Below are 19,634 nucleotides of genomic sequence, written 5' to 3' on the forward strand. Positions count from 1 at the left end.
CACGCTCCTATCGTTCAACCCGGTTGTTCGATCAATTCAACTGGCCGTTTCCGTCCTGATCGGCGGTAGAAAAATCATCGCCCATCTGCCGGTCATACTCTGATCGTGAGATAAAGCTGTCGTTGTTGCGGTCAACGTTTTGAAACTGCTTTATGTCCAAGAACGGCTTGGCCTCTTCCAGACCCAGCGTTCCGTTCTTGTCTTCGTCCATTGCCTGAAAGGCATAATCCGAAAAGGCGTTGAACTCGTCCTTGGACAGGAAGCCGTCATTATTTGCATCAATTGCATTCAGTTGTTTTTCATGCAGCTCGGCCACGGTTTCCGCAAAGGTTGCACTGGCCAAAACTATCGCTGTTGCCGTCAAAATCGCTGTTTTCATCATCATTCCCTTCTCAGCACGCGAAACGCTGGCCCGAGGCGCCACCGGCCACAGCGCCTGCCGCAGTAAGGATGTCTTTGCCCGTGCCTCCGCCGAATTGATTGCCGATCGCGCCACCGATCAGCGCGCCGCCCAACGTGCCGCCGAGGCAGGCAATTTCATGCTGCCGCGCCTGCTGTTGTTGAGGTGTCGGAGCAGGGCCACACGCGGCCAGTGCACCCGTGGCACCCAGAATGACTGTGATGATTTTGAGCTTCATCAAAAAAACTCCCTGAAAGACTGGGCCAAGTATCGACCCATCAGGAATTCGCATCAAGTGAAATAGGGTTAACGTGGCCCCGGCCGAACCGGGGCCCGAGTGACTTAGATGGCCTCAAGCAGACCCTCGCCCGCCGAAATCTCGCAGGCACCAGGGTTTTCTTCAAGGTTCAGCGCAACGACTTTGCCATCTTCGACCAACATCGCATAGCGTTTTGAACGCGCAATCAGTCCGACGGGAGGGGCGTCGAAATCCATGCCGATAGCTTTGGTAAACTCGGACGCGGCGTCGGCCAGCATGGTTAGACCGGCAGCTGTCGCGCCAGTAGCTTCGCCCCATGCGTTCATTACAAAGGGATCGTTGACCGAGATGCAGATGATCTCGTCCACGCCCTTTGCGTCGAACTGTTCCTTGGTGCGCATAAAGCTGGGCACGTGGGCTGAGTGGCAGGTCGGCGTGAATGCACCGGGTACCGCAAATAGCACAACTTTGCGGCCTTTGGTCTTGTCCGAAATCCGAACCTCTTCGGGTCCTTCTGCCCCCATTTGAGTCAACGTTGCGTCGGGAAGCGTATCACCGGTTGAAATCATCTTGTTCCTCCTGTCGATTGGATTTGCAGAGTCGGCCTCAGCCGCAATATAGGTGAGCCAGTGAATGAAACCACGGGAATTTGACGGGGCAGAACGAAGATGAGCCATATTGTTGTGATCGGAGCCGGGCAGGCGGGATCATCCCTTGTTGCGAGGCTGCGTAAGGACGGGTTTGAAGGCGACATCACGTTGATTGGTGCTGAACCGCACCTGCCTTACCAAAGACCGCCCCTGTCTAAGGCTTATCTGTTGGGTGAGATGGAACTTGAACGCCTGTTCCTGCGCCCTGAAAGCTTTTATGCCGACAACAACATCACCCTGCGTCTAGGTCAGCGCGTGACCGCGATCGACCCGCAGGCCAAGACTGTTTCGCTGGGCGACGAAGTGATTGCGTATGACGAACTGGCCCTGACAACCGGTTCTGATCCGCGTTACCTGCCTGCGGCCATTGGCGGTGACCTTGAAGGGGTCCATGTCGTACGCGACCTGACCCATATCGACGAGATGGAGCCACGCGTGACGGAAGGTGCGCGCGCTCTGATTGTGGGTGGTGGCTATATCGGGCTTGAAGCGGCTGCGGTTTGCGCCAAGCGCGGGGTCAAGGTCACACTGGTCGAGATGGCAGAGCGTATTTTGCAACGCGTTGCGGCGCCGGAAACCAGCGATTACTTCCGTGCTTTGCATACCGAATACGGTGCCGACATCCGTGAAGGCGTCGGACTGGATCGTCTGGTGGGCCGCGACGGCAAAGTCACCGGAGCCGTCCTGACCGATGGCACCGAGCTTGAAGTCGATTTCGTCGTGGTTGGTGTGGGCATTGCACCGTCGACCCAACTGGCCGAGATGGCTGGGCTGGAACTGGACAACGGCATCAAAACGGACGCTCATGGCCGCACGTCTGATCCGTCGATCTGGGCTGCGGGCGATTGTGCGTCCTTCCCGCATGGCAGTAGCCGCATCCGGCTGGAAAGCGTTCCGAACGCAATTGATCAGGCCGAAATCGTAGCGCAGAACATGCTGGGTGCCGCTAAGGACTATGTGGCAACGCCCTGGTTCTGGTCAGACCAGTATGATGTCAAATTGCAAATTGCGGGTCTAAATACCGGGTATGACCGTGTCGTGACCCGTAAGGGTGAAGGGCAGACGGTGTCCTTCTGGTACTACGAAGGCGATCAGTTGATTGCGGTAGATGCCATGAACGACCCGCGCGCTTACATGGTCGGAAAACGCCTGATAGACGCGGGCAAGACTGCCGATCCGACGGTCGTGGCAGACCCAGACGCGGACCTGAAACCGTTGCTCAAAGCGTGAGGATCATCGCCGGAGATTTCCGAGGCCGTGCCTTGGCTTCGGTCGGCAAAGGTGATGCCGCAGCGCACCTGCGCCCCACCACGGACCGGGTGCGCGAAAGCCTGTTCAACGTGCTGAGCCATCAGATCGACTTTGATGGGCTGCGTGTTCTCGACCTGTTTGCCGGTACCGGCGCATTGGGGCTAGAGGCGCTCTCGCGCGGTGCGGCGCATGTGACGTTTGTGGATGACGGGCGTGTAGCACAGGGGTTGATCCGCAAGAACATTGATCTGACGCGCAGCGCTGACCGCACGGACCTGATCCGTCGCGACGCGACACGCTTGAGCGAGAATACAAACGCGCCCTATGATCTGATCTTTCTGGATCCACCATACGGAAAGGGGCTCGGTCAAAATGCCGTTGCGGCCTTGTCCAACGGCTGGATCGCTGATGGCGCACTGATCGTGTGGGAGGAAAACGCCCCAATGCAGCCGCCCGAAGGTTTCACTCTGCAAGACAGCCGAAAATACGGCGACACGCATATAACGCTGATGTGGAACGGCGATCCGGATGCATGATCTGGTGATCTTCGATTGCGACGGCGTTCTGGTCGACAGTGAGCCGTTGTCCAATCAGGTGATGGTCGCGAACTTTGCCCGACATGGACTGTCCTTGACGGAAGAAGATTGCCACAGGATTTTCACCGGCAAAAGCATGCCGGAAGTGCGGGACACCGCGCTCGGTTTGGGTGCTAGCCTGCCTGAGAACTGGGTTGAGGAATTCGATGCAGAAACCGATGCCCGCCTGAGGCAAGGTGTCCCTTTGGTTCCCGGCGTTGGGGAATTGATAACGCTTTTGGATGAGCGGGGAATACCTTTCTGCGTTGCTTCCAATGGTGGGCCGGACAAAATGCGAGTCACGCTGGGGCAGAATGGCCTTTGGGATCGCTTCAAGGACGTGATGTTCTCGGCCTATACGTTGGGTGTTGGCAAACCCGACCCAACCATGTTTCTGACTGCAGCGCGCCACTTCGGGGCCAAGTCGCCGGTCGTGATCGAAGACAGCGCCAGCGGTGCCACAGCAGCAATCCGCGCCGGTATGCGGTGCCTGGGCTATGCAGCGCATGATGATGGCGCGCAACTTGCCAGAATTGGAGCTGAGGTCTTTTCCGATATGACCGAGGTTCCGACCCTTTTGGGAATCTGAACTGACCATGGTAAGCTCGGCCCATGGACCGCGCTTTGACCTCACCTCTCTGGACACCTTCGAAGGACGCCGAAGCCCGCACCGGCCCTGAGCCTAAGCCAACGCGCGCGCCTGTCTTCATTCACGATGCAATCACACCGTGGGGGTCAGAGACATTGCTGCTGAAACTCCTGCGCGAACAGGCCGCCGATCAGGACGAATAGGTCGGATGAAATTTTTCGCCCGGCGACAGGGTGAAAATGTCGACGCCATCTGATGTAACGCCCACCGAGTGCTCGAACTGCGCTGACAGCGACTTGTCGCGGGTCACAGCGGTCCAGTCATCGGCCAGCGTTTTCGTCTCAGGGCGACCCAGATTCACCATCGGTTCGATGGTGAAGAACATGCCCTCTTCCAGAACCGCGCCGGTGCCCGGACGTCCATAGTGCAGCACGTTCGGCGGCGCGTGGAACACGCGGCCCAGTCCGTGACCACAGAAATCACGGACAACGCTCATCCGGTGCGCCTCGACATAGGCCTGAATGGCGTGACCGATATCGCCGAACGTATTGCCCGGCTTGACCGCTTCGATGCCCTTGAACAGCGCATCATGCGTCACTTGGATCAGACGTTCGGCCTTGCGGGGCAGTTTTCCCGCAACATACATGCGCGAAGTATCGCCGAACCAGCCATCCACGATGACCGTGACATCGATATTCAGGATATCACCATCCTTCAGCCGTTTGTCGCCGGGAATGCCGTGGCAAACCACGTGATTCACGCTGATGCAGCTGGCGTGCTGATAGCCTTTGTAGCCAATCGTCGCCGATGTCGCGCCCGCATCCTCGACCATCTGCGTGATCATGCCGTCAAGCGCCCCAGTGGTCTGGCCCGGAAAAACATGTTCTGCGATATCGTCGAGTATCCGCGCGGCCAAGGCCCCTGCGGCGTGCATGCCAGCAAAGTCTCCCTGTTCGTAAATGCGGATGCCGTCTTTTGTCAGGCGGCCACGATGTTCTTTCATCGACGCTAAGCTCCAAATGTTGCGCGCAGCCTGCCTTTTACGCTGCTTGTGCAGAAAGTTCCAGAGGGTGCGCGTTTGCGGGTGTTAGATGGCGCGGAACGCCCCCAGATCAAGGCTTCAAAGTCTGCCAAATTCGCTCAAAATCATAATTTCAGATAGAATGTTGTTTTTTCCCAGTGAGATCGTTTTGGAGGATCGAAATGTCCAGCAATTCTGCCAATTTTGTCGGTGAAATTCCACACCATTACGATCAGGGTCTGGGACCGAACATTTTCGAAGACTATGCCGACAGGTTAACCGGGTTGTGTGGCGGCCTTGAAACGGGTCGCGTTCTGGAGCTTGCCGCAGGAACGGGAATTGTCAGCCGTAAGCTGCGCGACGCGTTAAACCCGTCTGTTTCACTGACGGTTACGGACCTTAATCCGCCCATGTTGGAGATTGCAAAAGCCAAGCTCGCCGGCAGTGAGAATGTCGAGTTTGCCCAAGCGAACGCAATGGAATTGCCCTTCGAAGACAACAGTTTTGACCTGATCGTTTGCCAGTTTGGCGTGATGTTCTTTCCGGACAAAACTGCGTCATATCGCGAAGCCGCCCGTGTTCTGAAGCCAGGTGGCCGGTACGTGTTCAATGTATGGAGCGATATGTCCGAAAACCCGTTTTCCGAGACAGCCCACAAAGCGGCGATGACGTTCTTTCCCGAAAACCCACCCGGGTTCTACAAGGTCCCGTTCCACTACGGCGACCCCGACATCGTACACGCGGACCTTGCGGCCGCAGGTTGGGGGACCGTTACGCACGAAACCATCAGGTTGAACAAGCCAATCGCCGACCTTGAGAAATTTGCGACAGCCCTGGTGTATGGAAATCCGTTGATTGACGAAATCAGAGCGCGCGGAGGCGTCGATCCGGATGCGGTTGTGGCCGAAATGCTGTCGGCGCTGCGGTCCAGATTTGAGTCCAGTGATATGGTGATGCCCCTTTCAGCTACCCAGTTCGAATGCCGAAACAAGGGGTGAACCGGACCTGACAGGGGGCGAGTGACATTATCCGGGCAGGTTAAAAGCCCCGAATCGTGTGGTATCCACCCAAACACCGTCGGGCGAAATTTGCGTACCATACACCAATCGCTCGACGCCCTTCGCCTGTGCCGTCTCAAATGCCGCCGCATAGGCCGGGTCTATATCCGCCGCCAGCGAGAACCGGTCGCAATCGGTGCGTTGCACCAGATACAACATGATCGCGCGATGTCCTTGGGTCACCATGGCCGTCAGCTCTCCCAGATGTTTGGTACCGCGTGCGGTGACGCTGTCGGGGAATTCTGCCAGATCCGGTTCTCGGGACAGGGTCACGCTTTTGACCTCGACATAGGCGTCGGGCAGGCCAGGTTGCGTCAGCAGAAAATCAATACGGCTGTTTTCGCCGTACTTCACCTCGGGACGGACGGTTTCATAGGCTGCAAGCTCGGGTATTTCGCCGGCCTGAAGGGCCGCGCGCAGTGCTTTGTTGGGTACCGAGGTGTCAACACCAGTAAAATGCCCGTTCTCATGATCGACCAGACGCCAGCCGTATTTCAGTTTTTTCTTCGGGTCGTCGTTGGGTTCCAGCCAGATCTTCTCGCCAGGTTCCGCCAGGCCCATCATTGAACCCGGATTGGCACAATGGGCGGTTACTTCACGCCCGTCCTCTAACTGGCAATCGGCCAGAAAGCGTTTGTAGCGACGGATCAGGCGGGCGGGGATCAATGGGGTGGCAAACTTCATGCCACCCGGCTTAACGCCCGCCCGCCCGTATGGGAAGTGTCAGACGAGGCCCGCCATTACGCCACCATCCACATCCCAGATTGCTCCGGTGACCCAACCCGCGTCATTGGACAGAAGGTGGGTGACGGTATGCGCCACATCCTCGGGCCGACCGACGCGGCCGATGGGGTGGAAAGCGTCGAAAGCATCAGTCAAGGTCGCCTCGATCTGGTCCGGTGCGATGAAGGCCCCATAGATGGGAGTCACCACCACCGCCGGAGAAACGGCGTTCACCCGGATGTTGTGTTCCGCCAGCTCCATAGCCAAGTGCTGTGTCAGAGAATGAAGCCCGGCTTTGGCCATCGAATAGGCCGAGGACGGTGTTGCGCGTACCGCCTGTTTTGCCCACATAGAGCCTATGTTGACGATATTGCCGCCTCCGTTGGCTTTCATGTTTTCGACCACGGCCTGTGTGATGAAAAAGGTCGCGCGGTTCAGGTCCAGATAGCTGTCGTAATCCTCGGCCGTGTGTTCCAGGAACGGTTTTGGCGCGAATGTCCCGGCTGAATTAACCAATCCCTGAATGTGACGCGCGTCCGATTTGATCTGTTTGATCAACCCCTCGACGTCTGCCGTGTCTCGCAGGTTCGCGCGGTATATGTCTGCGTTGTCGCCAAGTTCCGCTTTCGCCGCGTCCAACTTGCCAGCCGATGACCCGACAAGGGTCACGTGCCCGCCGCTTGCTATGATTTGGCGCGCTGTGGCCAAACCTATTCCACTGGATCCACCGATGATGAGTGTTGTTTTCTGTGCCATGATTAGATTCCCTATCTACTGATAGGTAGATATATTGAGCTTGGAAAATAAAATGCAACCCCCTATCTAGTGATAGGTAATTATTAGATTGAGGCGTCGATGCCCAAAACGGAAAAACCCCTGTCAGAAACCGCCAATCGCATATTGAATGTGGCCGAGCGAATGGCGCGACAAGGCGGCTATTATGCCTTTAGTTTTCGCGACATCGCGGCTGAAATCGGCATCAAATCCGCCAGCATTCACTATCATTTTCCAACCAAAGAAGCCTTGGGCGAGGCGCTGGTTACCCGGTACACTGATCGGTTTCTGGGGGCACTGGGTCGGTTGGACGAGGCAACGCCGTTGGAATCCCTTGAGCAATATGTGGCAGCGTATCGACAGGCGTTGATTGAACAGGATCTGATGTGCCTGTGCGGCATGTTCGGTGCCGAGATCGCCAGATTGCCAGACCCGGTTGCCAGAAGGACGCGTGAGTTTTTCGAACGCAATCTCGTATGGCTGGAAACTGTCTTCAGGGCCGCCGGTGCCTCAAACCCCGAAGCGCGCGCCGGTGAAACGATCGCCCGATTGGAAGGAGCGATGATCCTTGCGCGGTCGATGAATGACATGGACCTGTTCCAACGTATTACGGCGGATTTGCCGGCCCAAACACTGCAGGACTGACAAACGGACCTTGCGAGGCTCGGCAAGAACGATATCTTGCGGCCTGTGCCATAGCAGGAAAGGACAGGTCATGCCGAACCCAACCGCAGCGATGCTTGTGATCGGAGATGAAATCCTGTCGGGACGCACGCGGGATGCAAATACGAACTACCTTGCGCAAGAGCTGACCAAACAGGGCATTGACCTGAAAGAAGTGCGTATCGTCAGCGATGATCCAACCGCCATCGAAGAAGCCGCCCAAGCGCTGTCCGACCGCTTTGATCATGTGTTCACCAGTGGCGGCATCGGGCCAACTCATGACGACATCACGGCCGAGTGTATTGCCCGAGCCTTTGGGGCGACGATCGGCGTGCGGGATGATGCCCGCGCGTTGCTGGAACGGCACTATGAGAATTCGGGGCTGGAACTGAACGCCGCGCGGTTGCGTATGGCGCGTATTCCGGATGGAGCGACATTGATCGATAATCCCGTTTCGACCGCGCCAGGGTTCACGCTTGGGAATGTGCATGTGATGGCGGGTATCCCCACAATCTTTCAGGCCATGGTCGCCAGCGTTCTGCCAAAGCTGACCGGTGGCGATCCCTTGCTGTCGCAAACGCTGCGGATCAACCGAGGTGAAGGTGAAATCGCCTCGATCCTGTCCACACTGGCCGAAGATTTCCCAGATCTCGCCATCGGCAGCTATCCGTTTCAGGTGAACGGCGTATTCGGCTCTAACGTTGTGGTTCGGGGTACTAACGGATCACAAATTGATGCGGCGACGACCCGGTTGGCGAAAGAGCTAGAGCTTTGAGCGTTGACTGGGCTGACATCGTCGACGGCACATGGCCAGCGGCTGGGTATAGTATTTTAGGCCCGTTTCGCCTGCGGCAAGGATTGGGTGGCGGTTCGCGGGTTTCCTCTGCCAATGCGCTGGCACCGGCGACCGATGCGGAAATAAATGACGCCGAACAGGCAATGCGCGCGATGGGTCAACGGCCTATTTTCTGCCTTCGTACCGCCGACGCAGGGCTGGATATACAGCTTGCGGATCGTGGCTATGAGGTTCTGGATCCGGTCAACATCTATCAATGTCCAGTGGATCACCTGACCGATACACCGATTCCGCGGGTGACCGCTTTTACGATCTGGAGCCCGCTGGCGATCATGAAGGAGATCTGGGCGCAGGGTGTCATCGGGCCGGAACGGCTGGCCGTCATGGACCGCGCGGAGGGGCCCAAAACGGGTGTATTCCTGCGCCGTTCCGATCAACCGGCAGGGACAGGATTTGTCGCCATTCATGATGGTGTGGCAATGGTCCATGCACTGGAAATTCTGCCTGCGCACCGACGTCAGGGTCTGGGCCAATGGGCCATGCGCGCTGCGGGGATTTGGGCGCAAAAGAACGGCGCGCATACACTGAGCGTGATCTGCACCAAAGCCAATGACGGGGCAAATGGTCTCTATCATGCGCTCGGGATGGAGATCACCGGAGAATACCACTACCGTCAGCTTGTCCAAGGAGAATGACCGCCGTGACCAACCAAACCTTGCCCACCGCGCTGGACCTGCCGATTGTGGACCCGCTGCCGCCTGAAACGCAGAAATATTTTGATATCTGTGTCGAAAAGCTGGGTTTTGTGCCCAATGTGCTGAAGGCATACGCATTCGATATCGACAAGCTGAATGCGTTTACGGCGAACTACAACGATCTGATGCTTGGCGACAGCGGATTGTCCAAACTGGAACGCGAAATGATCGCGGTGGTCGTATCCGCGATCAACAAGTGCTTTTACTGTTTGGTGGCCCACGGGGCAGCTGTCCGGCAAATGTCGGGCAACCCACAACTGGGTGAGATGCTGGTGATGAATTACCGCGTGGCACCGCTGGATGAACGCCAACGCGCCATGTTGGATTTTGCCGCCAAAATGACCACTGCCAGCACCGAGATTGAAGAGCCTGATCGCCAACGTCTGCGGGATGTTGGGTTCAGTGACCGGGACATTTGGGATATCGCCAATGTGACCGGATTTTTCAACATGTCGAACCGGGTGGCCAGCGCAACGGCGATGGCTCCGAACGACGAATACCATGCGCAGGCCCGATGATCCGAACCGCTGCCCTATTCCTGATGATCATGGCCGGCCAGGGTCTTGCGCAGAACCTGACAATGCCTTCCGGCGCGCGTCTTGTCAGCGAGCGTACCAGTGAACTTGACAGCTATGAGCTGCCAATCGGGCCCTTTGCGGATGGGGCGGTACCGGCGCGAGAAGTCGAAGGAAAAGTCGAGCGGTTTACCTGGCGGTTGCAATCCGGCTCCAGCACGACGCTGCAATTGCTGGCCCCGTTGCGTGACCAGATCGCTGCGCAAGGGTACGAGGTATTGCTTGAGTGCCAGGCCAAAACGTGTGGTGGATTCGACTTCCGCTTTGGCACCGAAGTTGTGCCCACACCAGACATGTACGTGGCTATTCAGGACTATCGTTTTTTGTCTGCCATCCGAGGGGGAAATGTGGTCAGCCTGCTGGTCAGTCGAAATCCGCCTGACGGGTATGTGCAGATGATCCGGGTCACCCCGGTGGGTGCAGAGGCGTCACCACCGCTTGTGATCGACGAACCGGTCACGTCGCCCGGCGATTTGTTAGCCAGTCTGGAACAAAACGGGCATACAATATTGGAAGACCTGCATTTCCGCACCGGAGAGATGACGTTAGGCGAGGGGCCTTTTTCCTCGCTTGAATTGGTAGCGGAGTTTCTGGCCAAAAACCCAAGTACCCGGCTGGCACTTGTGGGCCACACGGATGACACCGGTGCGCTGGATGCCAACATCTCGGTCAGTACCGGCAGGGCTCAGGCTGTACGCGCCCGATTGATCGAGGCGCATGGCGTCGCGGCAGACCGGGTCGAGGCGCGCGGAATCGGCTATCTTGCCCCGCTCACCTCGAATGCCACGCCGGAAGGCCGGGATCTGAATCGCCGGGTTGAGGCGGTTTTGCTGGTCAACTAAACCCTGCAGTCCCGTTCACATCATGGCCGATAAAAAAAGGCCCACGCAGCAGGCGCGGGCCGTACAGTTTCACCGAGGTTAATTCACCAGTCCATCGGGCCTTTTTCGTGAAAGGCATCGACGAGAAAATCTATGAATGCCCGCACCTTGGGCTGAGTAAAGCGTCCGGGCGGGTAAACGGCGTAGACGCCCTGAACCTCGTCCGGAAGCGACGGCATAGCGTCCAGTACAGCACCGGACTTCAGCGCATCTGCGTACAGGTAGCTGGGCAGATAAGCGATCCCCAGCCCGGAAATGGCCGCATTCAACAGGGATTGACCGTCATTAACGCTCAGCCACCCCGCGGTGCGTACCTGTCGTTTTTCGCCTGAAGGTGCGGTCAGTTTCCAGACGTTGCCTGAAGACTGGCTGGAGTAGTGCAGCAGCTTGTGTTCGTTCAGGTCGTCAATTTTCTGTGGTCGGCCGAATTTCTCGACATAGCTAGGTGCCGCGACCATCCGCTTGACGGTTTCAGTCAACTTGCGCGCGCGCAGGGTGCTGTCTTCCAGCTCACCAATCCGTACGGCCACATCGAAGCCTTCGGAAATCAGCTCGACGTAACGGTTGTTCAAAACCATGTTCACGGTGATATCAGGATAGGCCGCCAGAAAGTCTGACAAAACCGGAGACAGGTGATTGACGCCGAAATCTGTCGCAACGCTGATCCGAAGCAGACCCGAGGGGGCGGATTGCATCGAGGTCACAAGCGCATCGGCTTCGCCCGCGTCATTCAAAACACGCCGCGCGCGATCATAATATGCCAGGCCAATCTCGGTTGGCGACACACGCCGGGTCGTGCGGTTCAGCAGCCTTGCGCCCAAACGGGCCTCGAGGCTGGAAACATGCTTTGACACGGCCGATTTGGAGATGCCCATTTTCTTGGCCGCGTCGGTGAAGCCACCCTGGTCCACCACGTTGGCAAAGGCTTCCATTTCGGTCAGTCGGTCCATTCTCGTTCCCCAGGTCTTAGTGCTTTGAGCCAACCTGACGTCCAATCTGGGCGGAAACAGGGCATACATTGGATAATATCAGGGTTTCAATTCGGATCGTTTGCATATGGGAAACGCGGAAACGATGGTTTCCCAGATGGCCACAAAGCCTGTAAGCCAAGGGTTTTGGGTGATTTCAGCCGGATATGCTAGGATGACAATGGCAAATTTGTGACCACGGAGGAGATCATGAAAGCCATTTATACCATCGCAGCCATATGTCTGTCCGCGACCCTTGCATGGGCTGGTGGCGAAACACCCTCGAACCCGGATGCTCGGGTTTATTTTGTAAACCTGTCGGACGGCGACACGGTGTCATCGCCAGTGACCGTGGTCTTTGGGTTGAGCGGAATGGGGGTAGCCCCGGCCGGCACCGAAGCGGAAAACACAGGTCACCACCATTTGCTGATCGATCGCCCGCCGATTGGTGAGGGCGAGGACGGTGTGGATGAATTGGCCTATGGTCTTCCAGCGGATGACAATCATCTACATTTCGGCGGCGGACAGACCGAGACGACCGTGGAACTGTCCCCGGGTACGCACACACTGCAACTGGTGCTGGGGGACGCGGGCCACGTGCCGCACTCGCCCCCAATTGTGTCTCAGGTGATCACCATAAATGTAGAGTAGTCTGCGTGCCCTCAACGCAGAGGCGTTTAAGCGGCGATGGGCAACAGGAAAATGCTGCGCGCCAGCGCCGAATCCAGCCGTTTTGGTGAATACCATTGATCGAGAACAGTCTTGGACATCAAATCGGGGTTGTTCCCAGCGAATTCCTCGAATGAATTGGTTTGAGAACTGGCAAGACGCTCTGCGATCAAGCTCATGAATGCGTATGTGATCGTCAGATTGAACTTGTCCGGGGCACCGGCCTTTGCTGCAAGCGTTCGGATCCCCTTGGCGTAGATCGCCGCGGCATCGATGAAATCATACTTGCGCAGCAGATCGTATGCGACCTGTACATGTTCGGCATGTCCGAAGGTCGTGTTGTCGATGGCGTGTTTCTCAAATGCGTTGGTGATATCGGCGCTCATTCCCCGTCCTCCTTGAAACGGTGGCTATCCTCGGCTGTCCAGTCGAGGTCGTAGACATTTTTGAGTTGCTTAATCTTCTCCAGCGTTTCCTCGGAAAACGCCGGCTTGTTTTCAAAACTGTGCAAGGCGATGCCTTCGATTAGATCGCCAAGGGTCATATCCAACGACTCTGCCAGTCCTTTGAGGACTTTCAGCAGGCGCTTTTCGATTCGAATTCCCGTCTGGGTGCGTTCTATTTTCTGACTCATAGCGTACATATGTACATTAGTAACAAGAGAGTCAAGCGGCACAAAAAAAGCCGCCTCTTTCGAGACGGCTTCCTTCAGTTCAATTGAGGTGTTGCTTTAGAACGTTGCCGCCAGTCGCGTACCTTGATTGATCGCCCGTTTGGCGTCCAGCTCTGCCGCCACATCGGCCCCGCCGATCACGTGCGGAGTAATGCCGCGTTCGATCAGCGCATCCGCGAGGCTGCGCTCGGACACCTGACCGGAACACAGAACGATTGTGTCCGCCGCGATCACGGTCGGATCAGCACGTTCTTCGCCAAAGCTGACATGCAGGCCGTCCTCATCGATACGCTCGTAGTTCACGCCGCCCACAAAGTTGACGTCCTTCATCTTGAGCGTAGCGCGGTGAATCCACCCGGTTGTCTTGCCCAGACCCTTGCCATGCGCTTGCTTCTTACGCTGCAGCAAGGTGACATCACGCGCAGGTGCCGCAGGCTGAGGGCCTTCTGGTGCCAGGCCCGAGCGATGCTCGGCCGGATCGGTCACGCCCCACTCCTTCATCCAAGCGGGCAGGTCGGTGGTGATGCTGTGGCCGTCTTCCAACAGGAACTCGGACACATCAAACCCGATGCCACCTGCGCCGATTACGGCGACAGATTTGCCGACTTCGGCTTTGTTGCGCAGCACATCGATATAATTGATGACGTTGTCCCGATCCTGACCAGGAATCTGCGGATCACGCGGTGTGACGCCGGTGGCGATGACCACCTCGTCAAAGCCGGTCAGGTCGTCGGCGCTTACTTCACGGTTCAGCTCTACCTTCACACCCAGGTCGGTCATCATATTGCGGTACCAATCGACCAGTCCCCAGAACTCTTCTTTGCCCGGAACTTGCTTGGCCATGTTCAATTGGCCACCAATCTCCGAGGCGCGATCGAACAGTGTCACGTCGTGGCCGCGCTGTGCGGCAGTCATTGCGGTGGACAATCCGGCGGGGCCGGCGCCGACAATGGCAACCGTCTTTGGAGCTTCAGTAGTGGTGATTTCCAATTCGGTCTCATGGCAGGCGCGGGGGTTCACAAGGCACGAGGTCAGCTTGCCGCTGAATGTGTGGTCCAGACAGGCCTGATTGCAGGCGATGCACGGCGCAATCTGTGCCGCGTTACCTGCAATTGCCTTGTTGACGAAATCCGCATCGGCCAACATCGGACGGGCCAGAGATACCATGTCAGCGCAACCCGTCGACAGGACCTCTTCGGCGACCTCGGGTGTGTTAATCCGGTTCGAGGTGATGACCGGAATCGAAACCTTGCCCATCAGCTTCTTCGTCACCCAGGCAAAGGCCGCACGAGGAACGCTGGTGGCAATGGTCGGAATCCGGGCTTCGTGCCAGCCGATGCCAGTGTTGATGATCGTGGCACCGGCTTTCTCGATACGCTGGGCCAGTTCAACAACCTCTTCATGGGTCGAGCCATTGGGGATGAGGTCAATCATCGACAGGCGGTAGATGATGATGAAATCGGTGCCCACGGCCTCTCGCGTGCGGCGCACGACTTCAATCGGCAGGCGCATGCGGTTCTCATATGACCCGCCCCAGCGGTCGGTGCGCTTGTTGGTGTGGGTAACCAGGAACTGGTTGAGGAAATACCCCTCGGAGCCCATGATCTCGACCCCATCGTAACCCGCTTTTTGGGCCAGAACAGCGGCGTTCACGATATCGGCAATCTGTTTTTCAATACCCTCTTCATCCAGTTCATTCGGCGGGAAGGGCGAGATCGGAGACTTTACCGGGCTGGGGGCCACACATTTCGGACCGTATGCATAGCGCCCTGCGTGAAGGATCTGCATCGCGATCTTGCCGCCGGCCTCATGCACACGCTGGGTAACGATGGAGTGGTTCGCGACCTCTTTGTCATTAGTCATCATCGACGCACCGGGCAGGACCGAGCCCTCAAAGTTCGGACCAATCCCGCCTGTTACCATCAGCGCCACTCCACCACGGGCGCGATCAGCATAGAACTCGGCCACACGGTTCCAGTCTCCGGTTTCTTCGAGTCCCGTGTGCATCGACCCCATCAGGACGCGATTCTTCAAAGTGGTAAAGCCCAGATTCAGCGGGGCCAGCATGTTTGGGTACGCAGTCATGGCGAACTCTCCCTCCCGATATTCGCTCGTTAGATTGACGTTCGCGTCAACATTGTCACGCGAAACCTAACGTCACACCCTTTGCCTCGGCTCTGCTGGTTGCTACAGACACTGCAAAGCTTGTTTACGAGGCCGTGTATGACCCCAGAAGAGATCGCAAAACTGCCTTATCGCCCCTGCGTGGGACTTATGCTGATGAATGCCGAGGGCAAGATCTTTGTCGGCCAACGAAATGACCGCCACAAAGAAGCGTGGCAGATGCCGCAGGGCGGGGTGGACAAGGGCGAAGACCCTTGGGACGCAGCCCTGCGTGAGTTATGGGAGGAAACCGGCGTGACCTCGGATCTCGTTGAGATCGTGGCCGAGACGGACGGCTGGCTGCCTTATGATTTGCCCCACGACATCGTGCCCAAAATCTGGAAGGGCCGCTATCGCGGGCAGGAACAGAAATGGTTCATGCTGCGGTTCACCGGCCGCGACGATCAGATCGACATCCAGACCGATCACCCGGAGTTCACCCGGTGGAAATGGCAGGAGCCGGGCAAGCTGATCGAAGAGATCGTGCCATTCAAACGCGATGTGTATCAGCAGGTGGTTGCCGCATTTGCCGATCACCTGTCATAAAGCGGCATGCAGATTGAAGACATCTGGCCCAAGTACCGCGCACGCCTGAAGGCGTTTCTGCATTCGCGTGTGTCCAACACCGCGGATGTGGAAGACCTGTTGCAAGAGATCTCGGTCAAGGTTTTCACTGGTCTGCCCAACCTGAAAGACCCTGCCAAACTGCAGCCGTGGTTGTTTCAAACGGCCGACCGCACGATCATCGACCACTACCGAAAATCAGGCCGTACCGAGGCGCACCCGGATGATCTTTGGTATCACCGGGATGATCCGGAAACGCGCCAGGATCTTGAAGGATGCGTCGAACCTTTCATTCGCGGATTGCCGCAGGAAACCGCGGACATGCTGATGGCGATCGACATCAATGGTATGTCCCAACAGGATTATGCAAAGGCGCAAGGACTGGCGTATTCAACGCTCAAGTCCCGGGTTCAAAAGGGCCGGGCAGAGCTGCGAAAAGCGTTCGATGATTGCTGCAACATCTCGATGGATGTGCGGGGCAATATCTCGGAGGTTCAGGAAAAACCGAAATCCTGCAAAAAATGTTGATCTGATCGTCGTCTTTTTGGCGCGGGCTTCGTCTGACAGATGAAACCAGCAAAAGGAAAGACCAATGATCCGTATCATCAGTTTCAAAATCTGTCCCTTCGTTCAGCGTGTCACTGCGCTGTTGGAAGCCAAGCAGGTACCTTATCAGATCGACTACATTAGCCTCAGCGACAAGCCGGACTGGTTTCTGGAATTGTCGCCGACAGGCCAGGTGCCGGTTCTGGTGACCGAGGGCGGTACTGCGCTGTTCGAATCTGACGCAATTGCTGAATACCTCGACGAGGTAACAGTACCGCTGCAGCCCGACCTGACACCCGAACGGCGCGCCCTGAACCGCGCGTGGAGCTATCAGGCCAGCAAGCATTATCTGGTTCAGTGCAGCGCGATGCAAAGCGCGGATCAGGCGATCTTTGCGGATCGGACGACCAAGCTGAACGCTTCGTTCGCAAAGGCCGAAAAGCAGCTTGGTGATGGGCCCTTCTTTGCGGGTGAAGCGCTGGGCAATGTCGATATGGCGTGGTTGCCGTTGCTTCACCGCGCTGCAATCGTAGCGGATCACAGCGGGCACGATATGTTGGCAGCCTATCCCAAAGTGAAGGCTTGGCAGCAGGCTCTTCTGGCGACCGGTATACCGCAGAAAACCGTGTCTGATGACTTTGTCACCCGGTTCACCGATTTCTATCTGGCCGAGCGCACATGGCTGGGGCGGGGTGCGAACCTGAATGAAGCGCCTGTAACTGCTCCGTTGAAACAATCCGGCGGGTGCTGCGGGTGATTCACTCACCAAGCCGCACGTTGGCGTGAGGGGGCGTGGCCGCATCTTATCGACCTGTCTAGCTTGACGGGTATGAAGGACACGGCCCCAACTCTCTCTTCTGTAATACCCGCCGGACGCAAGTTCACCGGCACCGACCGTCGCGCTCCGTTGCGCGGCGGTCTGCATGGATGCGGGGAATATGGCGCAGGGCAGACGGCAGGGCGTTTCTACCCCATCGCCTGCGTCGCATTGGAAGTCACGCAGCGCTGTAATCTGGACTGCACGCTCTGTTACCTCTCGGACCGGGCCGAGATGACCTATGACCCACCGTTGTCGGTATTGTTTGCGCGTCTTGCCACAATCCACAGCCACTATGGCCCCGGAGTTTCAGTCCAACTGACGGGGGGTGATCCGACCCTGCGCAAGGTCGAAGACCTTGAGGCGCTGTGCCGCGAGATTCGCAGCCTAAACATGCGATCCTGCCTGATGACAAACGGCATTCGCGCCAGCCGGGCGTTTCTGACTCGGCTTGCTGCAGCCGGTTTGGACGACGTGGCGTTTCACGTGGACATGACGCAGGAACGCAACGGGTTCAACAGCGAGGCTGAGCTGAACGTTGTACGCCGTGCCTATATCCGGCACACGCGTGGGCTGGGTCTGCGGGTGTTGTTCAACACAACGGTCTTCGGCGGTAACTTCGATGAATTGCCTGCGCTGGCGCAGTTCATGCGAGACTGCCCCGAGGTCTCCTTTGTCTCGTTCCAGATGCAGGCCGATACCGGGCGCGGAATGCTGCGCGAACGGCCCGATGCGATCACGCAGGATAGCGTGATGGCGGCGGTTGAGGCTGGGTATGAAACGCCCTTGCATTTCGACACGGCCGCCGTGGGCCATGCAAAATGCAATCGCTATGCAAGTGTTGTTACCGCTGGAGGGCGCGCGGTTTCGCTTTTGTCCGCCAAGCGCCTGACGCACAAAGTGATCGCTGCGCTCAGCAAGGTTGATCAGTCGGCAGACGGCCATATCGACACCCGCGACAGCGTCTGGCGCATGGTGAGGCGCAACCCGCTGTTGGCGCTGCGGGCCGGGCTACATTTGTTGGGATGCGTGATGCGGTTGGGTCAAGGGTTGTTGCAGGGTCCCGTTCGTCGACAATCGGTGTTTATCCACAATTTCATGGCCGCCGATGCGCTCGAAGAAGACCGCTGCGCGTCTTGCGTCTTCATGGTCGCCACTGCGAACGGGCCGCTGTCCATGTGCGTTCATAACGCGCAGCGTGACATGCATCTGGCCGCGCCAGACCGGGTTGACGGGCCGACTGGCCCAAGCTGGTGGAATGCCGCAGTTCCCCGACTGTCCGGTGGTCCCGACCTGCCAGACTTAAACGATCCGAGTCTGGCTCCGCTCAAGCGGCTCAAGGGGCAGATGCGGGCCATGCGACGGAATCAAAAGGATGCATCATGAGAAAACTTCTGATCCTGCTGCTGCTTACAGTTTTGAGCGCTTGCGCCAGTGCCGAACGGCTTGCTTTGCCCGCGCCAAAGGCGTTGCCGGGGCAGACCCTGACAAGATTTGCGTCTCCGCCAGGTGAAAGGGTCGATCATCGCGAATGGACTGCCTTCTTGCGCCGTTATGTCTCCACGGACATATATGGGGTGAACCGGGTGGCATACGGACAGGTGACACAGGCGGACCGGACGCGCCTTTCCGAGTATCTGGTTGATCTTCAATCCGTGGACCCTGCGCGGCTGACACGCGAACAGCAGTTGGCCTATTGGATCAATCTGTACAATGCACTGACGGTGGATGTGGTCCTTGCAAACTATCCCGTCACGTCGATCCGCGACATCAAGGATGGGCCATTATCGATTGGGCCGTGGAACCAAACTCTGACGCATGTGGCCGGGCAGGAGCTGACCCTCAATGACATCGAACACCGCATTATTCGGCCCACATTCAATGAACCGCGTATCCATTATGCGCTGAATTGCGCTGCTGTGGGATGTCCTAACCTGATGGATCGCGCCTGGCGGGCCGAGACCCTTGAGAGCGACTTTGCCGCCGCCGAACACGCCTATATTAATGACCCGCGCGGCGTGCAGTTCGACGACCGCGGTGGATTGATCCTGTCGAAGATCTTTATCTGGTTCCGTGAGGATTTCGGGCCGAATGAACAGGCTGTTCTGGCCTATATTGCGACCGCAGCGGAACCCAAGCTACGTGCCCGACTCAAGAAAGCGCCGCGTGTCAAAGCGTATCAGTATGACTGGGCATTGAACGACGCGGCGGCTGGGTCTTAGTCAGCGGACTACAACAATCCTTCGGTGCGCAGCAGGTCCTGC

26 protein-coding genes are annotated in these 19,634 nt (G+C 57.5%); 16 read left to right on the forward strand and 10 right to left on the reverse strand.

Features of this window, described 5'->3' with window-relative positions:
- Positions 1–31: 31 nt before the first annotated feature.
- The 3 genes from GOW92_RS16610 to GOW92_RS16620 all read right to left on the reverse strand — a co-directional run bounded on the left by GOW92_RS16610 (position 32) and on the right by GOW92_RS16620 (position 1,228).
- Positions 32–385 (reverse strand): hypothetical protein, encoded by a 354-nt coding sequence (locus GOW92_RS16610; RefSeq protein WP_254453061.1) that lies wholly within the window; start codon positions 383–385, stop codon positions 32–34.
- 7 nt (positions 386–392) lie between these two features.
- Positions 393–638, reverse strand: a complete 246-nt coding sequence (locus GOW92_RS16615; protein WP_170562032.1) for a glycine zipper 2TM domain-containing protein — start codon at positions 636–638, stop codon at positions 393–395.
- Between the two features lie 104 nt (positions 639–742).
- Entirely contained in the window at positions 743–1,228 is a 486-nt protein-coding gene (locus GOW92_RS16620) for a peroxiredoxin (protein ID WP_170562035.1), read from the reverse strand.
- 99 nt (positions 1,229–1,327) lie between these two features.
- On the opposite strand from GOW92_RS16620, the gene GOW92_RS24965 reads away from it, so the two are divergent.
- The 4 genes from GOW92_RS24965 to GOW92_RS16640 are packed head-to-tail and all read left to right on the forward strand — an operon-like array spanning position 1,328 to position 3,927.
- Positions 1,328–2,539 carry an NAD(P)/FAD-dependent oxidoreductase gene (locus tag GOW92_RS24965; protein WP_170562038.1) on the forward strand — a complete coding sequence of 404 codons (1,212 nt, stop codon included), beginning with the start codon at positions 1,328–1,330 and terminating at the stop codon, positions 2,537–2,539.
- On the forward strand, positions 2,536–3,096 hold the full coding sequence (gene rsmD, locus GOW92_RS16630) for a 16S rRNA (guanine(966)-N(2))-methyltransferase RsmD (RefSeq protein ID WP_170562041.1): 561 nt from the start codon (positions 2,536–2,538) through the stop codon (positions 3,094–3,096). Before GOW92_RS24965 ends, rsmD begins: the two co-directional genes overlap by 4 nt.
- Positions 3,089–3,724, forward strand: coding sequence for an HAD family hydrolase (locus GOW92_RS16635; protein WP_170562044.1), 636 nt, complete (start codon positions 3,089–3,091; stop codon positions 3,722–3,724). Before rsmD ends, GOW92_RS16635 begins: the two co-directional genes overlap by 8 nt.
- A 23-nt stretch (positions 3,725–3,747) precedes the next feature.
- On the forward strand, positions 3,748–3,927 hold the full coding sequence (locus GOW92_RS16640; protein ID WP_170562047.1) for a hypothetical protein: 180 nt from the start codon (positions 3,748–3,750) through the stop codon (positions 3,925–3,927).
- Here GOW92_RS16640 and map read toward each other — a convergent pair.
- A complete protein-coding gene (gene map, locus GOW92_RS16645) occupies positions 3,915–4,727 on the reverse strand; it encodes a type I methionyl aminopeptidase (protein ID WP_170562051.1) in 813 nt (270 codons plus the stop codon). The genes GOW92_RS16640 and map overlap by 13 nt on opposite strands.
- A 200-nt stretch (positions 4,728–4,927) precedes the next feature.
- On the opposite strand from map, the gene GOW92_RS16650 reads away from it, so the two are divergent.
- Positions 4,928–5,743: a class I SAM-dependent methyltransferase gene (locus tag GOW92_RS16650; protein ID WP_170562054.1), complete on the forward strand. Its 816-nt coding sequence runs from the start codon at positions 4,928–4,930 to the stop codon at positions 5,741–5,743.
- Positions 5,744–5,770: 27 nt separating this feature from the next.
- Here GOW92_RS16650 and sfsA read toward each other — a convergent pair whose 3' ends face one another.
- Complete coding sequence (gene sfsA / locus GOW92_RS16655; RefSeq protein WP_170562057.1) at positions 5,771–6,487, reverse strand: DNA/RNA nuclease SfsA; 717 nt, start codon at positions 6,485–6,487, stop codon at positions 5,771–5,773.
- A gap of 39 nt (positions 6,488–6,526) precedes the next feature.
- A complete protein-coding gene (locus tag GOW92_RS16660; protein ID WP_170562060.1) occupies positions 6,527–7,282 on the reverse strand; it encodes an SDR family NAD(P)-dependent oxidoreductase in 756 nt (251 codons plus the stop codon).
- A 99-nt stretch (positions 7,283–7,381) separates the two neighbouring features.
- On the opposite strand from GOW92_RS16660, the gene GOW92_RS16665 reads away from it, so the two are divergent.
- From GOW92_RS16665 to GOW92_RS16685, 5 genes are all read left to right on the forward strand, one after another.
- Positions 7,382–7,945 carry a TetR/AcrR family transcriptional regulator gene (locus tag GOW92_RS16665; protein WP_170562063.1) on the forward strand — a complete coding sequence of 188 codons (564 nt, stop codon included), beginning with the start codon at positions 7,382–7,384 and terminating at the stop codon, positions 7,943–7,945.
- Between the two features lie 70 nt (positions 7,946–8,015).
- Positions 8,016–8,738 (forward strand): competence/damage-inducible protein A, encoded by a 723-nt coding sequence (locus GOW92_RS16670; RefSeq protein ID WP_170562066.1) that lies wholly within the window; start codon positions 8,016–8,018, stop codon positions 8,736–8,738.
- Complete coding sequence (locus GOW92_RS16675; protein WP_170562069.1) at positions 8,735–9,454, forward strand: GNAT family N-acetyltransferase; 720 nt, start codon at positions 8,735–8,737, stop codon at positions 9,452–9,454. Before GOW92_RS16670 ends, GOW92_RS16675 begins: the two co-directional genes overlap by 4 nt.
- Positions 9,451–10,032: a peroxidase-related enzyme gene (locus GOW92_RS16680; protein ID WP_174822539.1), complete on the forward strand. Its 582-nt coding sequence runs from the start codon at positions 9,451–9,453 to the stop codon at positions 10,030–10,032. Before GOW92_RS16675 ends, GOW92_RS16680 begins: the two co-directional genes overlap by 4 nt.
- On the forward strand, positions 10,029–10,931 hold the full coding sequence (locus tag GOW92_RS16685; RefSeq protein WP_170562076.1) for an OmpA family protein: 903 nt from the start codon (positions 10,029–10,031) through the stop codon (positions 10,929–10,931). Before GOW92_RS16680 ends, GOW92_RS16685 begins: the two co-directional genes overlap by 4 nt.
- Positions 10,932–11,014: 83 nt before the next feature.
- Here the strand turns inward: GOW92_RS16685 and GOW92_RS16690 are convergent, their stop codons facing one another.
- Positions 11,015–11,920 carry a LysR family transcriptional regulator gene (locus GOW92_RS16690; RefSeq protein WP_170411679.1) on the reverse strand — a complete coding sequence of 302 codons (906 nt, stop codon included), beginning with the start codon at positions 11,918–11,920 and terminating at the stop codon, positions 11,015–11,017.
- Between the two features lie 228 nt (positions 11,921–12,148).
- Between GOW92_RS16690 and GOW92_RS16695 the strand changes: the two genes are divergently transcribed.
- Positions 12,149–12,589 carry a DUF4399 domain-containing protein gene (locus GOW92_RS16695; RefSeq protein ID WP_170562079.1) on the forward strand — a complete coding sequence of 147 codons (441 nt, stop codon included), beginning with the start codon at positions 12,149–12,151 and terminating at the stop codon, positions 12,587–12,589.
- A 26-nt stretch (positions 12,590–12,615) separates the two neighbouring features.
- Here the strand turns inward: GOW92_RS16695 and GOW92_RS16700 are convergent, their stop codons facing one another.
- Genes GOW92_RS16700 through GOW92_RS16710 form a run of 3 tightly spaced genes read right to left on the reverse strand, consistent with a single transcriptional unit; the run spans position 12,616 to position 15,365 of the window.
- On the reverse strand, positions 12,616–12,993 hold the full coding sequence (locus tag GOW92_RS16700) for a hypothetical protein (RefSeq protein ID WP_170562082.1): 378 nt from the start codon (positions 12,991–12,993) through the stop codon (positions 12,616–12,618).
- The gene (locus GOW92_RS16705) at positions 12,990–13,283 is read right to left on the reverse strand and encodes a hypothetical protein (RefSeq protein ID WP_368040301.1); all 294 of its coding nucleotides are present in this window, start codon (positions 13,281–13,283) and stop codon (positions 12,990–12,992) included. The genes GOW92_RS16700 and GOW92_RS16705 overlap by 4 nt, the downstream gene beginning before the upstream one ends.
- Positions 13,284–13,337: 54 nt before the next feature.
- Positions 13,338–15,365, reverse strand: coding sequence for an NADPH-dependent 2,4-dienoyl-CoA reductase (locus GOW92_RS16710; protein ID WP_170562086.1), 2,028 nt, complete (start codon positions 15,363–15,365; stop codon positions 13,338–13,340).
- A gap of 138 nt (positions 15,366–15,503) precedes the next feature.
- Here GOW92_RS16710 and GOW92_RS16715 point away from each other — a divergent pair, with 138 nt between their 5' ends.
- From GOW92_RS16715 to GOW92_RS16735, 5 genes are all read left to right on the forward strand, one after another.
- On the forward strand, positions 15,504–15,989 hold the full coding sequence (locus GOW92_RS16715) for an RNA pyrophosphohydrolase (RefSeq protein ID WP_170562089.1): 486 nt from the start codon (positions 15,504–15,506) through the stop codon (positions 15,987–15,989).
- Positions 15,990–15,995: 6 nt separating this feature from the next.
- Entirely contained in the window at positions 15,996–16,535 is a 540-nt protein-coding gene (gene sigZ, locus GOW92_RS16720; RefSeq protein ID WP_170562092.1) for an RNA polymerase sigma factor SigZ, read from the forward strand.
- 64 nt (positions 16,536–16,599) lie between these two features.
- Complete coding sequence (locus GOW92_RS16725) at positions 16,600–17,310, forward strand: glutathione S-transferase family protein (RefSeq protein WP_170562095.1); 711 nt, start codon at positions 16,600–16,602, stop codon at positions 17,308–17,310.
- Between the two features lie 72 nt (positions 17,311–17,382).
- The gene (locus GOW92_RS16730) at positions 17,383–18,756 is read left to right on the forward strand and encodes a radical SAM protein (protein ID WP_170562098.1); all 1,374 of its coding nucleotides are present in this window, start codon (positions 17,383–17,385) and stop codon (positions 18,754–18,756) included.
- Positions 18,753–19,592 (forward strand): DUF547 domain-containing protein, encoded by an 840-nt coding sequence (locus tag GOW92_RS16735; protein ID WP_170562101.1) that lies wholly within the window; start codon positions 18,753–18,755, stop codon positions 19,590–19,592. The genes GOW92_RS16730 and GOW92_RS16735 overlap by 4 nt, the downstream gene beginning before the upstream one ends.
- The last annotated feature ends 42 nt before the right edge of the window (positions 19,593–19,634 follow it).

Source organism: Ruegeria atlantica, from assembly GCF_013032505.1.
GTDB classification, from domain to species: Bacteria; Pseudomonadota; Alphaproteobacteria; order Rhodobacterales; family Rhodobacteraceae; genus Ruegeria; species Ruegeria atlantica_F.

What these genes read in the sequence shown, in the direction of transcription:
- GOW92_RS16610 (WP_254453061.1), bottom strand. Translation starts at nt 385, where the DNA reads ATGATGATGAAAACAGCGATTTTGACGGCAACAGCGATAGTTTTGGCC.
- GOW92_RS16615 (WP_170562032.1), bottom strand. Translation starts at nt 638, where the DNA reads ATGAAGCTCAAAATCATCACAGTCATTCTGGGTGCCACGGGTGCACTG.
- GOW92_RS16620 (WP_170562035.1), bottom strand. Translation starts at nt 1,228, where the DNA reads ATGATTTCAACCGGTGATACGCTTCCCGACGCAACGTTGACTCAAATG.
- GOW92_RS24965 (WP_170562038.1), top strand. Translation starts at nt 1,328, where the DNA reads ATGAGCCATATTGTTGTGATCGGAGCCGGGCAGGCGGGATCATCCCTT.
- GOW92_RS16635 (WP_170562044.1), top strand. Translation starts at nt 3,089, where the DNA reads ATGCATGATCTGGTGATCTTCGATTGCGACGGCGTTCTGGTCGACAGT.
- GOW92_RS16640 (WP_170562047.1), top strand. Translation starts at nt 3,748, where the DNA reads ATGGACCGCGCTTTGACCTCACCTCTCTGGACACCTTCGAAGGACGCC.
- map (WP_170562051.1), bottom strand. Translation starts at nt 4,727, where the DNA reads ATGAAAGAACATCGTGGCCGCCTGACAAAAGACGGCATCCGCATTTAC.
- GOW92_RS16650 (WP_170562054.1), top strand. Translation starts at nt 4,928, where the DNA reads ATGTCCAGCAATTCTGCCAATTTTGTCGGTGAAATTCCACACCATTAC.
- sfsA (WP_170562057.1), bottom strand. Translation starts at nt 6,487, where the DNA reads ATGAAGTTTGCCACCCCATTGATCCCCGCCCGCCTGATCCGTCGCTAC.
- GOW92_RS16660 (WP_170562060.1), bottom strand. Translation starts at nt 7,282, where the DNA reads ATGGCACAGAAAACAACACTCATCATCGGTGGATCCAGTGGAATAGGT.
- GOW92_RS16665 (WP_170562063.1), top strand. Translation starts at nt 7,382, where the DNA reads ATGCCCAAAACGGAAAAACCCCTGTCAGAAACCGCCAATCGCATATTG.
- GOW92_RS16670 (WP_170562066.1), top strand. Translation starts at nt 8,016, where the DNA reads ATGCCGAACCCAACCGCAGCGATGCTTGTGATCGGAGATGAAATCCTG.
- GOW92_RS16680 (WP_174822539.1), top strand. Translation starts at nt 9,451, where the DNA reads ATGACCGCCGTGACCAACCAAACCTTGCCCACCGCGCTGGACCTGCCG.
- GOW92_RS16685 (WP_170562076.1), top strand. Translation starts at nt 10,029, where the DNA reads ATGATCCGAACCGCTGCCCTATTCCTGATGATCATGGCCGGCCAGGGT.
- GOW92_RS16690 (WP_170411679.1), bottom strand. Translation starts at nt 11,920, where the DNA reads ATGGACCGACTGACCGAAATGGAAGCCTTTGCCAACGTGGTGGACCAG.
- GOW92_RS16695 (WP_170562079.1), top strand. Translation starts at nt 12,149, where the DNA reads ATGAAAGCCATTTATACCATCGCAGCCATATGTCTGTCCGCGACCCTT.
- GOW92_RS16700 (WP_170562082.1), bottom strand. Translation starts at nt 12,993, where the DNA reads ATGAGCGCCGATATCACCAACGCATTTGAGAAACACGCCATCGACAAC.
- GOW92_RS16710 (WP_170562086.1), bottom strand. Translation starts at nt 15,365, where the DNA reads ATGACTGCGTACCCAAACATGCTGGCCCCGCTGAATCTGGGCTTTACC.
- GOW92_RS16715 (WP_170562089.1), top strand. Translation starts at nt 15,504, where the DNA reads ATGACCCCAGAAGAGATCGCAAAACTGCCTTATCGCCCCTGCGTGGGA.
- sigZ (WP_170562092.1), top strand. Translation starts at nt 15,996, where the DNA reads ATGCAGATTGAAGACATCTGGCCCAAGTACCGCGCACGCCTGAAGGCG.
- GOW92_RS16725 (WP_170562095.1), top strand. Translation starts at nt 16,600, where the DNA reads ATGATCCGTATCATCAGTTTCAAAATCTGTCCCTTCGTTCAGCGTGTC.
- GOW92_RS16730 (WP_170562098.1), top strand. Translation starts at nt 17,383, where the DNA reads ATGAAGGACACGGCCCCAACTCTCTCTTCTGTAATACCCGCCGGACGC.
- GOW92_RS16735 (WP_170562101.1), top strand. Translation starts at nt 18,753, where the DNA reads ATGAGAAAACTTCTGATCCTGCTGCTGCTTACAGTTTTGAGCGCTTGC.